Origin of the sequence: Pantoea sp. C8B4 (genome assembly GCF_051336905.1) — a bacterium.
GTDB lineage: Bacteria > Pseudomonadota > Gammaproteobacteria > Enterobacterales > Enterobacteriaceae > Pantoea > Pantoea rwandensis_B.
In genome coordinates, this window is the sequence record NZ_JBGMNK010000002.1 from 386,558 (window position 1) to 400,970 (window position 14,413).

General features: G+C 54.3%; 16 protein-coding genes. 11 read left to right on the top strand and 5 right to left on the bottom strand.

Annotated features, from left to right (window positions below; all coding sequences use genetic code 11):
• The first annotated feature begins 57 nt into the window (after positions 1 to 57).
• A complete protein-coding gene (gene sstT / locus ACCW76_RS04560) occupies positions 58 to 1,302 on the top strand; it encodes a serine/threonine transporter SstT (RefSeq protein ID WP_436337888.1) in 1,245 nt (414 codons plus the stop codon).
• 134 nt (positions 1,303 to 1,436) lie between these two features.
• Here the strand turns inward: sstT and ACCW76_RS04565 are convergent, their stop codons facing one another.
• The 3 genes from ACCW76_RS04565 to uxaC are packed head-to-tail and all read right to left on the bottom strand — an operon-like array spanning position 1,437 to position 5,798.
• On the bottom strand, positions 1,437 to 2,927 hold the full coding sequence (locus ACCW76_RS04565; protein WP_436337889.1) for a UxaA family hydrolase: 1,491 nt from the start codon (positions 2,925 to 2,927) through the stop codon (positions 1,437 to 1,439).
• Between the two features lie 4 nt (positions 2,928 to 2,931).
• Entirely contained in the window at positions 2,932 to 4,380 is a 1,449-nt protein-coding gene (locus ACCW76_RS04570; RefSeq protein ID WP_436337890.1) for a tagaturonate reductase, read from the bottom strand.
• 2 nt (positions 4,381 to 4,382) lie between these two features.
• Positions 4,383 to 5,798, bottom strand: coding sequence for a glucuronate isomerase (uxaC, locus tag ACCW76_RS04575; protein WP_045832876.1), 1,416 nt, complete (start codon positions 5,796 to 5,798; stop codon positions 4,383 to 4,385).
• A gap of 388 nt (positions 5,799 to 6,186) precedes the next feature.
• Here uxaC and ACCW76_RS04580 point away from each other — a divergent pair, with 388 nt between their 5' ends.
• From ACCW76_RS04580 to ACCW76_RS04625, 10 genes are all read left to right on the top strand, one after another.
• Positions 6,187 to 7,488, top strand: coding sequence for an MFS transporter (locus tag ACCW76_RS04580; protein ID WP_038649846.1), 1,302 nt, complete (start codon positions 6,187 to 6,189; stop codon positions 7,486 to 7,488).
• A gap of 95 nt (positions 7,489 to 7,583) precedes the next feature.
• Positions 7,584 to 8,357, top strand: coding sequence for a transcriptional regulator ExuR (exuR, locus tag ACCW76_RS04585; RefSeq protein WP_045814840.1), 774 nt, complete (start codon positions 7,584 to 7,586; stop codon positions 8,355 to 8,357).
• A gap of 321 nt (positions 8,358 to 8,678) precedes the next feature.
• Positions 8,679 to 9,356, top strand: coding sequence for a DedA family protein (locus tag ACCW76_RS04590; protein ID WP_034829190.1), 678 nt, complete (start codon positions 8,679 to 8,681; stop codon positions 9,354 to 9,356).
• Positions 9,353 to 9,721 (top strand): EnvZ/OmpR regulon moderator MzrA, encoded by a 369-nt coding sequence (gene mzrA, locus ACCW76_RS04595; RefSeq protein WP_045814841.1) that lies wholly within the window; start codon positions 9,353 to 9,355, stop codon positions 9,719 to 9,721. The genes ACCW76_RS04590 and mzrA overlap by 4 nt, the downstream gene beginning before the upstream one ends.
• Positions 9,722 to 9,893: 172 nt before the next feature.
• Complete coding sequence (locus tag ACCW76_RS04600) at positions 9,894 to 10,265, top strand: DUF1090 domain-containing protein (protein WP_034829192.1); 372 nt, start codon at positions 9,894 to 9,896, stop codon at positions 10,263 to 10,265.
• A 34-nt stretch (positions 10,266 to 10,299) separates the two neighbouring features.
• The gene (locus ACCW76_RS04605; protein WP_034829194.1) at positions 10,300 to 10,605 is read left to right on the top strand and encodes a DUF883 family protein; all 306 of its coding nucleotides are present in this window, start codon (positions 10,300 to 10,302) and stop codon (positions 10,603 to 10,605) included.
• A gap of 1 nt (position 10,606) precedes the next feature.
• Positions 10,607 to 11,002 (top strand): phage holin family protein, encoded by a 396-nt coding sequence (locus ACCW76_RS04610; RefSeq protein ID WP_034829196.1) that lies wholly within the window; start codon positions 10,607 to 10,609, stop codon positions 11,000 to 11,002.
• On the top strand, positions 10,999 to 11,283 hold the full coding sequence (locus tag ACCW76_RS04615) for a YqjK-like family protein (protein ID WP_038644523.1): 285 nt from the start codon (positions 10,999 to 11,001) through the stop codon (positions 11,281 to 11,283). The genes ACCW76_RS04610 and ACCW76_RS04615 overlap by 4 nt, the downstream gene beginning before the upstream one ends.
• A 206-nt stretch (positions 11,284 to 11,489) precedes the next feature.
• Positions 11,490 to 11,900 (top strand): DoxX family protein, encoded by a 411-nt coding sequence (locus ACCW76_RS04620; protein ID WP_034829198.1) that lies wholly within the window; start codon positions 11,490 to 11,492, stop codon positions 11,898 to 11,900.
• Positions 11,901 to 11,980: 80 nt separating this feature from the next.
• Positions 11,981 to 12,955 carry a glutathione S-transferase family protein gene (locus ACCW76_RS04625; RefSeq protein ID WP_436337891.1) on the top strand — a complete coding sequence of 325 codons (975 nt, stop codon included), beginning with the start codon at positions 11,981 to 11,983 and terminating at the stop codon, positions 12,953 to 12,955.
• Positions 12,956 to 13,094: 139 nt separating this feature from the next.
• Here the strand turns inward: ACCW76_RS04625 and mdtI are convergent, their stop codons facing one another.
• Together mdtI and mdtJ are read right to left on the bottom strand one after the other, a co-directional pair.
• Positions 13,095 to 13,424, bottom strand: a complete 330-nt coding sequence (mdtI, locus tag ACCW76_RS04630) for a multidrug/spermidine efflux SMR transporter subunit MdtI (protein ID WP_436337892.1) — start codon at positions 13,422 to 13,424, stop codon at positions 13,095 to 13,097.
• On the bottom strand, positions 13,411 to 13,761 hold the full coding sequence (mdtJ, locus tag ACCW76_RS04635) for a multidrug/spermidine efflux SMR transporter subunit MdtJ (protein ID WP_038644517.1): 351 nt from the start codon (positions 13,759 to 13,761) through the stop codon (positions 13,411 to 13,413). The genes mdtI and mdtJ overlap by 14 nt, the downstream gene beginning before the upstream one ends.
• Between the last annotated feature and the right edge of the window lie 652 nt (positions 13,762 to 14,413).

Below are 14,413 nucleotides of genomic sequence, written 5' to 3' on the forward strand. Positions count from 1 at the left end.
CCGTTTGGCGCGGAGGAACCGCGCACAACACTCATACCGCTATAAAAAGACCGAACTATGCTAAATAACTTTATTGGACGTCTGGGCGCGCTGTTCGCAGGAAGCCTGGTAAAACAAATCATGATTGGCCTGATTGCCGGTGTGGCGCTGGCGTGGTTCTCACGTGATGCCGCTCTGGCCGTAGGTCTGCTGGGTGAACTGTTCGTTCGCGCCCTGAAGGCGGTGGCCCCGCTGCTGGTGTTGGTTTTGGTGATTTCGTCGATTGCTAATCATCAACAAGGGCAGAAAACCAACATCCGTCCCATCATCATGCTCTATCTGTTGAGCACCTTCTTTGCCGCTGTGGTTGCGGTCACCTTGAGCCATCTGTTCCCGCAAACGCTGTCAATGAACGTGGGCGCAACCGAAATTTCACCGCCGTCTGGCATTACCGAAGTGCTGCACGGTCTGTTGATGAGCATGGTGGCTAACCCGATTGAAGCGTTACTCAACGCCAACTACATCGGCATTCTGGTGTGGGCCATCGGCCTCGGTCTGGCCTTCCGCCATGCCAGCTCAAGCAGCAAGGCGTTTCTTACCGATGCTTCGCATGCGGCGACGTGGGTGGTGCGTTGCGTGATTCGCTGTGCGCCGCTGGGTATTTTTGGTCTGGTGGCTTCGATTCTGGCCTCAACCGGCTTCGGTGCGCTGGAGGAGTACGCAACGCTGCTGGCGCTGCTGCTGGGATGCATGGCCATCATGGCGTTGATTGTGAATCCGATTCTGGTGTTCCAAAAGATTCGTCGTAATCCTTACCCGCTGGTGTTTACCTGCATCCGCGAAAGTGGCGTGACCGCTTTCTTTACCCGCAGTTCTGCAGCAAACATTCCAGTGAATATGGCGATCGCTAAACGCCTGAATCTTGATGAAGATACCTATTCTGTCTCCATTCCACTTGGCGCGACGATCAGTATGGCGGGCGCGTCGACCACCATCACGGTGCTGACGCTGGCGGCGGTGCATACGCTGGGCATCTCCGTGGATGTGCCGACAGCCATCCTGCTGAGTTTTGTGGCTTCGATTTGTGCCTGTGGCGCCTCGGGTGTGGCCGGCGGTTCGCTGCTGTTGATTCCGGTCGCCTGTAACATGTTCGGGATTCCGAATGACCTGGCGATGCAGGTGGTGGCTATCGGCTTTATCATCAGCGTATTGCAGGATTCCGCCGAGACTGCACTGAACTCCTCAACCGATATTCTGTTTACTGCGGCGGTGTGTCAGGCCGAAGCCGAGCGCGAACCGCGCTCGGTGTCTGAAGCAGAGTAAGCTGAGATTGACGAGGGCGGCATAAATGCCGCCCCTACGACAATCTGCCACGGTTTTGTAAGGTGCGTATTTGCCGCCCCCACAACAATCTGGCACGGTTTTCGTAGGGTGCGCATTTATGCGCACCTGGCGATTTACAACGTTACTCCGCTCTTAAATATCGCTAACTCGCGGAAATCATTAGCTTCGTTACGCGCAGGTTTACCGTTGGCAATCGCCACAATCATATCGACAAAATCCTCCAGCATCTCCGGCATGCTCATGCCCTCAATCAAACGCCCGGCATTAAAATCAATCCAGTGCGGCTTCTTCTCTGCCAACTGCGAGTTAGTGGCAATCTTCACGGTAGGAACGAATCCGCCATAGGGGGTGCCGCGTCCGGTGGTAAACAACACCATATGACAACCTGCCCCTGCCAGTGCGCTGGTGGCCACCGCGTCATTACCTGGTGCGCTTAGCAGATTGAGGCCTGGCGTGATCAGACGCTCGCCATATTTCAGTACATCCACCACCTGGCTCTGCCCGGCTTTCTGCGTGCAGCCAAGGGATTTCTCCTCCAGCGTGGTAATACCGCCCGCCTTGTTTCCCGGAGAAGGGTTCTCATAGATCGGCTGCTGGTGGTCGATAAAGTAACGCTTGAAGTCGTTGATCATCGCCACCGTTTTATCAAAGGTGGCTTCATCCCGACAGCGGCTCATCAAAATGCGTTCTGCGCCAAACATTTCCGGTACTTCGGTCAGCACCGTGGTGCCGCCGTTGGCAATCATCTGATCGGAGAAGCAGCCCAGCATCGGGTTGGCGGTAATGCCAGAGAAACCATCAGAACCGCCGCACTCCAGTCCGAACTTCAGTTCGCTGAGTTTGCCCGGCTGGCGCAGATCGCCGCGCATCACGTTGTACAGTGCATGCAGCCGCTCCAATCCAGCTTCGACTTCGTCGTCCTGCTTCTGGCACTCCATAAACTGCACGCGCTCACTGTCGAAGCCGCCGAGCGTCTCGCGGAACACATCTACCTGATTGTTCTCGCAGCCCAGACCAATCACCAGCACCGCACCGGCATTGGGATGGCGCACCATGTTTTGCAGCATGGTGCGGGTGTTTTCATGGTCCTGACCAAGCTGAGAACAGCCAAACGGGTGGCTGAACAGATGCACACCATCAATCCCTTCCGCTTCGTTGGTCTCTTTTAGAAAACGCGACAGAATTTGCCGGGCGATACCGTTCACACAGCCTACCGTTGGCAGAATCCATAGCTCATTGCGAATACCGACTTGACCACTGGCGCGGCGGTAAATCTGCACCTCGCGATCGCCGGCCTGAGCGGGGATATCGAGAAATTCCGGCTGGTAGTCGTACTCATCCACATCGCTCAGATTTGTGCGTGCGTTGCTGGAGTGGATGATTTCTCCCATCGCAATCGGGCGCGTGGCATGGGCAATCGGCAAGCCGTATTTGATCACCAGCGCATCCGTTGCCAGCGGCGTCAGCGCGAACTTGTGACCGCGCCCAACCTCTTGCTGCAAGGTAATAAACTGGCGATCAATTTCGACTTTGGCTTCGGCAGGTAAATCGCGCAGCGCTACCGCCACGTTGTCGCGCGAATGGATTCTTATCGCATCTTGCATAGCGTTATCTCAGTTGTACCAGCGCCGTCCGCATCCCGTGGACAACGATGTTTTGCAGGTGTTGGCTGACTGCGGCCACTAATCCGGGCCGCTGAGTGAGATCTTCGCCCCAGTGTGAGCTGTTGCTGAGTACCGCTTGCACCAGCTGTTCCGGGGTCAATGTGTCCTGGTTTACCGCCGGCCACAGTTCTGCGAACTGCTGTAGCCAGTGGCTGTCATCCTGTAATGGCCACTGCTGTTCGCCCTGTTCGCCGCGATAAAATGCCAGTAGCGCGGCAAAGGCGAAGGTCAGGCGCGGTGGCCATTGGCCGGTTTGTTGCTGAGACAGCAACAGCTGCGGCAGCAAACGGGTGCGGAATTTGGTCATGCCGTTGAGCGCAATCGAGAGCAGCGCATGGCGGATAAACGGATTGCGGAAGCGGCGTTGTACCGCATCGGCAAAGACGTGCAGTTCATCGCGAGGCAGATCCAGCGTCGGGATCACTTCCTCACGCAACAGCGCATCGACATAAGCCGTAATGGCGGCGTCATCCATCGCTTCACCGACGCTCTCCAGTCCGGCCTGAAACGCCACCGGCACCATCGCAGTGTGCGCACCGTTGAGGATCGCCACCTTCTGCGCTTTGTAGGGCGTGATGTCATCGACGAACTTCACTTCCGGTGCCAGCGCGGCGAGTTTCAGTTCCTGCGCCAGCGCATCCGGCCCCTGAATCACAAACTGGTAATAGACTTCGCCTGCCACCAGATAGCGATCCTCGTAACCCAGCTGTGCAGCGATGTCGGTACCCTCGGCTGGATAGCCGGTAACGATGCGATCCACCAGCGTGTTATAGAACGCACAGTGATCCAGCACCCAGCGGGCAAATTCTGGCGGGAGCTGCCAGTGCTTGATATAGCGCAGCACCAGCTCACGCAGTGCATCGCCGTTGTGATCGATTAACTCGCACGGCACGATCAACCAGCCTTTCTCTGCCGCACCGGCAAAGTGGCGGAAGCGCGTCCACAGCAGCTGTGTCAACTTGCCTGGGAAGGAAGAGGCTGGCGCATCCTCCAGCCGATCCTGCTCAGCAAAGGCAATGCCTGCTTCGGTGGTATTGGAGAACACATAGCGCATCTGCGGCGCACGAGCCAGTGCGAGAAAATCCTCAAACTGCTGATAGGGCTGGATTTCGCGATTGAGGCTACGAATCAGCCGGGTTTCACTCACCTGCTCACCTTCGCCATTCAATCCACGGATCAGCGTAGTGTACAAACCGTCCTGCTGATTCAGTGAGTCTTCCACCACGCGATTGCGCGGCCGCACCACCACCACGCCCGCATCGGTGCCCTGATGCTCATTGAGCCAGTCGAGCTGCCAGTCAATAAACGCCCGCAGGAAGTTGCCTTCCCCAAACTGGATCACGCGCTCGCTATAGCTTGCGCCGGGGAAATCGTGACGGTTTAGCCGCTGCATTATCAGGCTCCCAACTCAATGCCGAAGTAATCGCGCGCGTTGTTGAAGCAGATGTTTTGCACCATCTGTCCCAGCAGTGCTTCGTCGGCTGGCGCTTCACCGCGCTCAACCCAGTTGCCGATCATCTGGCACAGCAGACGGCGGAAATACTCGTGGCGGGTATAAGAGAGGAAACTACGGCTGTCGGTGAGCATACCGACAAAGCGACTCAACAGGCCGATCTGCGCCAGCTGCGTCATCTGACGGTGCATGCCATCGAGCTGATCGTTAAACCACCAGGCGGAACCAAACTGCATCTTGCCTGGCTCACCTTCGCCCTGGAAGTTGCCCGCCATGGTCGCCAGCACTTCGTTGTCGCGTGGGTTAACGCAGTAAAGAATGGTTTTCGGCAGTGCGTTGTTACGGTTCTGCGCATCCAGCAAACGCCCCAAAGGGATCGCCATCGGCGCATCATTAATGGAGTCAAAGCCCACATCCGGGCCGAGAATATCGAACTGCCGACGATTAGCATTACGCAGCGCACCAATGTGATATTGCTGCGCCCAGCCGCGACGCGCATATTCGCTACCCAGCCACACCAGCACCGCCGTTTTAAACTGTGCCACCTCCTCTTGCGACGGTGCAGTACCTTGCAGGCGACGCGCCAGAATACCATCCAGCGTGCTTTCATCGGCCTCGGCAAACAGCACCACATCCAGCGCATGGTCGGAGATTTTGCAGCCGTGTGCGGCAAAATGATCGAGACGCAGGCTCAACGCGCGGCGCAGATCATCAAAACGTTGCACGCTGACATCGGCGACCTGCTCCAGACGCTGAATCCACGGCAGGAAGGTATCCAGCTCAATGTTGAAGGCTTTATCCGGCCGCCAGCTTGGCAGCACTTTAACGCTGAAGCTGGCATCGTCCGCCAGCGTGCGATGGTGCTGCAGATCATCGAGCGGATCGTCAGTGGTACCGACCATTTTCACCTTCATCTGCTGCATGATGCCACGTGCGCTAAAGGCATCCTGCGCCAGCAGTTCATTGCACTGCTGCCAGATGCGGTCCGCGCTCTGTTCATTCAGCAATACATCGGTAATGCCAAACGGGCGGCGCAGCTCAAGGTGCGTCCAGTGATACAGCGGATTGCCGATGGTATGCGGCACCGTGCGCGCCCAGGCGTTGAATTTATCGCGATCGCTGGCGTCGCCGGTGCACAGCGCTTCGGGTACGCCATTAGCACGCATCGCACGCCATTTGTAGTGATCGCCTTTCAGCCAGATGTCATAGAGATTGGTGAAGCGGTAATTTTCGGCAATCTGCTGCGGCGGTAAATGGCAGTGATAGTCGAAAATCGGCTGGTCTTTGGCGTAGTCATGGTACAGACGACGGGCGAACTCGCTATCGAGTAGAAAATCCTCACTCATAAAACGCGACATACCTGCTTCCTCATGTTTGGGGCCAATTGGCTTCTGATTCAAAGTTATCATACCAATTTTGACGATCGGCAAAATTGTTTGCGATAGACCTCACAATAATGACAGTTTCCCTGTGGGTATATGGACAAAATAGTCAGCTATATTGCACTAACTTGCTGTTATAACGCCTGTTTAGCGGTTCACACAGCACATGCAGGGTTTTTGTGATGGCATTCAACTTTTAAAGTTGTATAACAAGTTAATCTCTCGCCTCGTTGATGCCGAACCTCATGGCACATCTCATAACAACAAGGCGGCAGGTCTGATTCGTCATCGCCGCCAGCGGGAGTACTCAAGTGCTCCCCTACCTTTAATGGCAAGTGTTACGACAGACTGGAAGAGGTTAATGATGCGTAAGATCAAAGGGCTACGCTGGTACATGATTGGGCTGGTGACGTTAGGCACCATTCTCGGTTACCTGACACGTAATACCATTGCCGTGGCCGCGCCGACGCTGGAAACGCAGCTGGGCATTACCACACAACAGTACTCCTATATCGTCGCCGCTTATTCGGCGTGCTACACCGTGATGCAACCTGTGGCGGGTTATGTGCTTGATTTACTGGGCACCAAAATTGGCTACGCCGTGTTTGCCATCCTTTGGGCAATCTTCTGTGCCGCCACCGCCATGGCCGGCAGCTGGGGTGGTTTTGCGCTGGCCCGTGGCGCGGTGGGCGCGGCAGAAGCGGCGATGATTCCTGCAGGCCTGAAAGCCAGTAGCGAATGGTTCCCGGCCAAAGAGCGTTCCGTCGCGGTAGGCTATTTCAACGTGGGTTCATCGATTGGTGCGATGCTGGCGCCACCGCTGGTGGTATGGGCGATTCTGGCACACAGCTGGCAGCTGGCCTTTATCATCACTGGCGTGCTGAGCATGGCGTGGGCGTTGTGCTGGTTAATATTTTATAAACATCCTAAACAGCAAACCAAACTCAGTGAAGAAGAGCGTCACTACATTATTTCCGGTCAGGAAGTACAGCATCAGACCGGCAATAACAGCAAAATGTCAGCCCGTCAGATCCTGCGTAATCGCCAGTTCTGGGGTATTGCCCTGCCACGTTTCCTCGCGGAACCGGCATGGGGCACTTTTAACGCGTGGATCCCGCTGTTTATGTTCAAGGTCTACGGCTTCAACCTGAAAGAGATCGCCATGTTCGCCTGGATGCCGATGCTGTTTGCCGACCTCGGTTGTATCGTCGGCGGTTACCTGCCACCGCTGTTCCAGCGCTGGTTTGGCGTTAACTTGATTGTGTCGCGCAAACTGGTGGTCACCATGGGCGCGGTGTTAATGATTGCACCGGGCACCATCGGCTTGTTTACCAGCCCTTATGTGGCGATTGGTTTGCTGTGCGTCGGTGGCTTCGCCCATCAGGCACTGTCCGGTGCGTTGATCACCCTCTCCTCGGATGTATTTGGCCGTAATGAAGTGGCCACGGCGAATGGCCTGACCGGCATGGCCGCGTGGACTGCCAGCACCCTGTTTGCGCTGGTGGTGGGTGCATTGGCTGATACGCTGGGCTTCAGCCCGCTGTTTGCCGCGCTGGCGGTGTTTGACCTGCTCGGTGCCTGTGTGATCTGGACCGTGCTGAAAAATCAGCCGGTATCTGAGCTGGACGTTCAACACGTGGCACAACCGGCGACGGCCCGCACTTAATCTCCACTATTTGGGCTGGCGCACGTCAGCCCATTTCCTCCACCCGGTCAAAGTGGTATAACAACTCATCCTTCCCTGCCACAGCGAACCGCGCAATGGATCTGAACGAATCCCGTCGTCTTTACCAACAACTCGCCAGTGAACTCAAACGTCGTATCGAGGCGGATGATTATCGCGTGGGCGATAAGCTGCCTGCTGAACGCCTGATCGCTGAGGAGATGGAGGTCAGCCGCACAGTGGTTCGCGAAGCCATCATTATGCTGGAAGTGGAAGGATATGTTGAAGTACGTAAGGGCTCCGGCATCCACGTCATTAGCAATCAGCAGCAAAATCGTGAGACCACCCCCAGCCAGCTGGAATTTGCCAGCTTCGGACCCTTTGAGCTGTTACAGGCGCGCCAGTTAATTGAAAGCAACGTGGCCGAGTTTGCCGCCACCCAGGTCACGCGTCAGGACATCATGGCGTTGATGGCGATTCAGGAAAAAGCCCGCCAGGAAGACCATTCACGTGATTCAGAATGGGATATGCATTTCCACGTCCGCATCGCGCAATCCACGCAAAACAGCGCGCTCGCCGCGATTGTCGAGAAGATGTGGTTGCATCGCCTGCACAACCCTTATTGGCTCAAACTGCACGAACATATTGATGCGCGCAACATCACTAGCTGGTGCGACGATCATGACCAGATTCTGAAAGCACTCATGCGCAAAGATCCCGCCGCCAGTAAGCTGGCAATGTGGCAGCACCTGGAAAATACTAAACAGATGCTGTTTAACGCCACCGCCGACGATTTTGAATTTAATGTCGACCGTTACATGTTTGCGGAAAATCCCGTCATCCTGCCGGAAGGTAGTGACAATTCTTATTGATTCTGCTGCATTTCCAGGCGAATAAGTCAGTTAATCTGCAATAGTGTCAGCTCATGTAAAGCTCCTTTTGAGCATCTGCGTCAAAAGGTAAAACTCCTGTGCGAGAGCCACTTTACACTGTCTGACCTGCATGATTTTTGTTACAGTTATCGCCCTTTTCTTACCCTTTGCGACAGGGCTTTAAAAAGTCGCTGATTTAACAATCAATTCTGGATGGATCCGGAAATCCCGCAACGGCTGCATACCAAAAATGTATAACCAAGCCAGCCTGCGCCTCAGCCCCTTACGGGCACGTTTAACAATGATGTTCAGGAATGATTGATGGATATTTTGAAAGCATTGCTGCATGCCCTGTGGCAGCAGGATTACGAAATGCTCTCCGACCCGACACTGGTTTGGGCCATTTATGGCGTGCTGTTCTTGATCCTGTTCCTCGAGAATGGCCTGCTACCCGCCGCGTTTCTGCCCGGCGATAGTCTATTGATTTTAGTCGGTGTTTTGATTGCCAAAGGCACCATGGGTTTCCCGCTGACCATCCTGATTTTGACCACCGGCGCCAGTCTGGGTTGTTGGGTAAGTTACATTCAGGGCCGATGGCTGGGGAATACGCCTACGGTACAGAAGTGGCTCTCACACCTTCCGGCGCAATATCATCAACGCGCGCATAGCTTATTCCATCGCCATGGGCTTTCGGCCTTGCTGATCGGTCGATTTATTGCCTTTGTGCGCACCCTGCTGCCGACCATTGCCGGGCTTTCTGGTCTGAGTAATGCACGCTTCCAGTTCTTCAACTGGATGAGCGGTTTCCTGTGGGTGCTGATTCTGACGGTACTGGGCTTCGCGCTGGGTAAAACGCCGATTTTCCGCCGCTATGAAGATGAACTGATGTTCTGCCTGATGCTGTTACCGCTAGTGTTGCTGGTGATTGGTCTGGTGGGCTCTCTGGTGGTGCTGTGGCGTAAACGTCAGTCTTCACGCAACGGGAATTCACAGCCATGATCAGATTCCGTGGGTTCCCCAGGCGCTTCGTGCCCTGGGCACTTGGCGCTGCGCTGGCGCTGCTGGCGGTGATCTTTGTACCTTCGATGTTGCAGCACGATACCGTGGTACAGATTCGCGTCGCACACAATGGTACCAACTTGCCGGATGGCTTTTATCTGTATCAGCAGCTGAGTGCGCAAGGTGTGCGTATCAAAAGCATTACACCTGCGGGCGATGCGCTGGTGATTCATTTCGAAAATGAAGAACAAAGCCTTGCCGCCCAAAAAGTGCTGAAACGCTTGCTACCACAGGGCTTTGTCGTCGCAAGCGGACCGCAAGCTTCGCAGCAAGTACCTGACAGCAACCGCCCAACTTATAGCTGATTTCCACCGTCTGGCGATAAGCCAGACGGTGAATCAATCCTCGCTATCCCCGCGTCTTCGTTGAATTTTTTCGTCTGCTGTCTATGCTTAAAGGTAGCGCGAGTTAAGACAAGCTGGGACGCTTCTCCTGCCCGGTTTGCGGCAGGTCATCAACAATGGAAGGTAAAACCTGATGAAACATCAATTACTGCTGGGTGCTATTCTGTTCTCTCTCTCGGGCTCACTGATGGCGGCAGAATCCCTGTGTCAGCAAAAAGAGCACGACATTCAGCGCGAAATCGACATGGCTAAACAGCACGATAACCAGCGCCGTGTGACCGGGCTGGAGCGCGCGCTCACTGAAGTACGTGCGAATTGTACTGATGAGAGACTGAAGTCAGCCCACAGCGAACGCATTGCAGAGCAAAAACACAAAATTGCGGAACGTGAGCGTGAGTTGAAGGAAGAGCGTCAGGATGGCGACAAAGATAAGATTGAGAAGCGCGAACGTAAGCTGGAAGAGGCACAGCACGAGCTGAAAAAGCTTGAAGCTGAGCCCTACTAATCGGACTTAAATAGATGATGTAATGGAGAACTTCATGTCTAAAGACACCACATCTGAACATCTGCGTGCGGAACTGAAAAACCTTGCTGACACCCTGGAAGAAGTACTGAGCAGCTCGGCGGATAAATCGAAAACCGAGTTGGACAAATTGCGCAGCAAAGCGCGCGGCGCCATTGAAAGTTCGCGTGAGCGACTGGGCGATTCCGGTGAACGCATCGCGCAATCTACGCGTGAAGCGGCAGAAAAGGCCGACGAGTATGTGCGCGATAATCCGTGGCACGGCGTAGGCATCGGTGCAGCTGTCGGTGTACTGATCGGCATCCTGATCTCACGTCGTTGATATGAGCGATAGTCAGAGCCACGGCCCAGGCAAAGGGGTCTTCAACATCGGTCAGCGCATCGTCACCACCCTGGTCGGGATGGTGGAAACGCGCGTCCGTCTGGCGATTGTCGAGCTGGAGGAGGAGAAAGCCAATCTGATTCAGATGCTGATGATGGTTGGACTGACGATGCTGTTTACCGCTTTTGGTTTAATGAGCCTGATGGTGCTGATCATCTGGGCGGTGGATGCGCAGTATCGGCTGATGGCGATTGCCATTACCACCGCCGTGCTGTTTGCGCTGGCGCTGATATTTGGTGTGTGGACACTGTATAAGTCACGCCAGTCAACGTTGCTGCGTCATACCCGCAAGGAGCTGGAAACCGATCGCAGCTTGCTGGAGGAGCATCGCTCATGAGCCGTCGTGAACGTGAAGCACGCATTCATGAACTGTTGAATCAGGTTCAGCAGCAGCGATTGGATCTCAGTGCTGCGCGCCGTGACTGGCTGGATGGCACCGCTCACTACGATCGCGGCTGGCTAACGTTTCTCAGCTTACGCCGCTATCTGGCGATTGGCAGCAGCGCGCTGGCCATCTGGTCAATCCGCAGTCCTAACCGTATTTTGCGTTGGGCAAAACGCGGTTTTGGTCTTTGGAGTACCTGGCGCATGATTAAATCCACGCTCGAACCTCGCTAACGCCTTCATTTGAAACCGGATCTAAGAGATTCGGTTTTTCTTTATCAAAATCCCTGAACAACATTGACAGTTTAACTCGCTTACAACTGTTGCAACCTGCGACTATCATCTTCCTCCATCAGCCCAACGAATTGCGACCCGCGATTCAGCGGGATCAAAACCTTGCAGGCCAACAACCTGCTTCTTAATTCTTGTTGGAGTAAATGATGAAAAAATTCGAAGACTCAGGCCTGCTGCTGGCACGTGTATTAATGACCATTCTGTTCATCACTGCGGGCTGGGGCAAAATCACCGGTTATGCCGGTACCGCACAATACATGCAGGCGATGGGCGTCCCGGGCTTCTTATTGCCGCTGGTTATTCTGCTGGAGTTCGGCGGCGGTCTGGCAATTCTGTTCGGTTTCCTGACTCGTTTCACCGCACTGTTCACTGCGGGCTTTACTCTGCTGACAGCGTTCCTGTTCCACAGCAACTTTGCTGAAGGCGTTAACCAGCTGATGTTCATGAAAAACCTGTCCATCGCCGGTGGTTTCCTGGTGCTGGGTCTGGTAGGTCCAGGTGCTTACAGCATCGACCGTCTGATTCGTGCTCGTTTCGCACCAGCAGCCGCACGCTAAGCACACAAGCGCTGCCAGAACACATATACTGGTTTGCAGGGGCGGGGATTTTCCCCGCCCTTTTTCTTTATGGAGGGCTTATGGGACAACTGATTGACGGTGTCTGGCATGACACCTGGTACGATACGAAGTCAACCGGTGGCCGCTTCAAACGCACAGAAGCAGTCTGGCGCAACTGGGTCACCGCAGATGGCAGTGCAGGCCCAACTGGCAAGGCGGGTTTCGCTGCCGAGCGCGATCGCTATCATCTTTATGTTTCTCTTGCCTGTCCGTGGGCACACCGCACGCTGCTGATGCGCCAGCTTAAAGGGCTGGAAGAGATGATTTCCGTCTCAGTGGTGCATCCATTGATGCTGGAAAACGGCTGGACCTTCGACGACGATTTCCCGGACGCAACTGGCGACTCACTGTATCAAAACGAATACCTTTATCAGCTCTATCTGCACGCCGACCCGCAATACACCGGCCGCGTGACCGTTCCGGTGCTGTGGGATAAAACTCAGCACACCATCGTCAGTAATGAATCGGCTGACATCATCCGTATGCTTAACACGGCCTTTGATGCACAGGGTGCCCGCGCCGGAGATTATTATCCGCCGGCGTTGCGCGATAAGATCGATGAGCTGAATGGTTGGATTTACGACACGGTGAACAATGGCGTGTATAAGAGCGGATTCGCGACCTCGCAGGCGGCGTATGATGAATCAGTCACCGCGCTGTTCCATTCGCTGGCACGACTTGAGCAGATCCTCGGCCAGCATCGCTATCTGACTGGCGATCGCCTGACGGAAGCGGATTTGCGTTTATGGACCACCTTAGTCCGCTTCGACCCAGTGTATGTAACCCATTTCAAATGCGATCGTCACCGCATCAGTGATTACCGCAATTTGAGCGGCTTCCTGCGTGATATCTATCAGATGCCGGGCATCGCCGATACGGTGAATCTGCCGCATATTCGCCATCACTATTACTGTAGCCACAAGACCATCAACCCGAGCGGCGTAATTTCGCTGGGCCCGGCGTTTGACTGGGATGAGCCACACGGCCGCGGTTAAGCACGTTGCGCTCAACACACTCTTTTCCTGAAGGAGTGCGTTGAGCGCGGTTTACCGATTGAATGCGAGGTGTAAAAACACCCGATTAGCCATTCCTGTTGTGCACAACCCGGGACAGCTCGTGCCGCTAAAGCCAGGTTTAAGCGAACTTGATCAACATCATCCCCGCAATCAGCAACCCAACACCAAGCCAGCCGAGACGGTTCAGACGTTGACCAAATAGCACCCATCCGGCTGCCACCGTTGCCACCAGACCAAAACCGCCCCACAGCGCATAAGCGACTGAGAGTTCGATCCCTTTAACCGCCTGTGACAAGGCGCTGAATGCCCCCAGCACCGCGACCAGTGAGAGCACGCCGTAAATTACACGGCGGAAACCATCGGAGTATTTGAGAAAGATATTCGCGACGATCTCCAGCCCAATCGCCAGTGCCAGCCAGGCAACGTGTATCGCATTAAACGTGGCCATGGTGCAGCTCCTTGCGTGTCAGCGTGCCAGATTTGATCAGCGCAATTCCCGCCACCAGCGTGATTAAGCCAGCCACTTTCATCAGCGATAGGGTTTCATCGAACAGCGTGACACTGAACAGGGTGATAAACAGAATGCCGATACCTTCCCACATCGCATAGGCCACGCCTAAAGCGATACGTTTTACGGCGAAAGACAGGAAAATATAAGAGAGCGCGATCATCACCAGCATAAAAATAAAACCCGCATTGTCGTCATTGACGCTAGCCCATTTCATTGAGAGCGTGCCGGTTATTTCAGCCAGGATAGCGAGAGCTAACAGAAACCAATAGCGCATATTTTCTCTCCTTAAGAGAAATAAAGAGCCATCACGCGGAATAGACGCGTGAAAAATTTTAAGAATATTTTTAAATAAGGAGAGTGTGGCGCTACAGCGCGAAACGCCAGTGCTGGTCGCAGATCGAGCAGTGGAAGTGTTCAGAGAGATAAATAGAGGTTGCCATCATTGGGGCGAGCATTTTGTCCATAATTTTACAACTTATCCACGTTGTTGCTTTTCGTCGATGTGGATGAATAATTGTCCTCGGTAGTTAAACACGCGCCTATTCTGGCATAAGGTCTATTTTATTATGCGGGATTTTCATTTCTTTACGCTTTGGCATTTTTTATTCTCTGCGAACGAGAATTTATTTAATTATCGGTATGCCGGGTTCTTTTCATAGAGAGTGTAGTGGATAGCAAAAACCCCGCCGGAGCGGATTTTTTCCATAAAGAAGTCGAAACTGACCGGTATGCCGCGTTCTTTTCATAGAGAGTGGAGTGGACAGTCATTCATCTTGCCGCTGGACGTCAGATAGCAAAAACCCCGCCGGAGCGGATTTTTTCCATAAAGAAGTCGAAACTGACCGATAAGCCGCGTTCTTTTCATAGAGAGTGGAGTGGACAGTCATTCATCTTGCCGCTGGACGTCAGATAGCAAAAACCCCGCC

Coding starts and splice junctions, on each gene's coding strand:
- sstT (WP_436337888.1), top strand. CDS start 58: ATGCTAAATAACTTTATTGGACGTCTGGGCGCGCTGTTCGCAGGAAGC.
- ACCW76_RS04565 (WP_436337889.1), bottom strand. CDS start 2,927: ATGCAAGATGCGATAAGAATCCATTCGCGCGACAACGTGGCGGTAGCG.
- ACCW76_RS04570 (WP_436337890.1), bottom strand. CDS start 4,380: ATGCAGCGGCTAAACCGTCACGATTTCCCCGGCGCAAGCTATAGCGAG.
- uxaC (WP_045832876.1), bottom strand. CDS start 5,798: ATGTCGCGTTTTATGAGTGAGGATTTTCTACTCGATAGCGAGTTCGCC.
- ACCW76_RS04580 (WP_038649846.1), top strand. CDS start 6,187: ATGCGTAAGATCAAAGGGCTACGCTGGTACATGATTGGGCTGGTGACG.
- exuR (WP_045814840.1), top strand. CDS start 7,584: ATGGATCTGAACGAATCCCGTCGTCTTTACCAACAACTCGCCAGTGAA.
- ACCW76_RS04590 (WP_034829190.1), top strand. CDS start 8,679: ATGGATATTTTGAAAGCATTGCTGCATGCCCTGTGGCAGCAGGATTAC.
- mzrA (WP_045814841.1), top strand. CDS start 9,353: ATGATCAGATTCCGTGGGTTCCCCAGGCGCTTCGTGCCCTGGGCACTT.
- ACCW76_RS04600 (WP_034829192.1), top strand. CDS start 9,894: ATGAAACATCAATTACTGCTGGGTGCTATTCTGTTCTCTCTCTCGGGC.
- ACCW76_RS04605 (WP_034829194.1), top strand. CDS start 10,300: ATGTCTAAAGACACCACATCTGAACATCTGCGTGCGGAACTGAAAAAC.
- ACCW76_RS04610 (WP_034829196.1), top strand. CDS start 10,607: ATGAGCGATAGTCAGAGCCACGGCCCAGGCAAAGGGGTCTTCAACATC.
- ACCW76_RS04615 (WP_038644523.1), top strand. CDS start 10,999: ATGAGCCGTCGTGAACGTGAAGCACGCATTCATGAACTGTTGAATCAG.
- ACCW76_RS04620 (WP_034829198.1), top strand. CDS start 11,490: ATGAAAAAATTCGAAGACTCAGGCCTGCTGCTGGCACGTGTATTAATG.
- ACCW76_RS04625 (WP_436337891.1), top strand. CDS start 11,981: ATGGGACAACTGATTGACGGTGTCTGGCATGACACCTGGTACGATACG.
- mdtI (WP_436337892.1), bottom strand. CDS start 13,424: ATGGCCACGTTTAATGCGATACACGTTGCCTGGCTGGCACTGGCGATT.
- mdtJ (WP_038644517.1), bottom strand. CDS start 13,761: ATGCGCTATTGGTTTCTGTTAGCTCTCGCTATCCTGGCTGAAATAACC.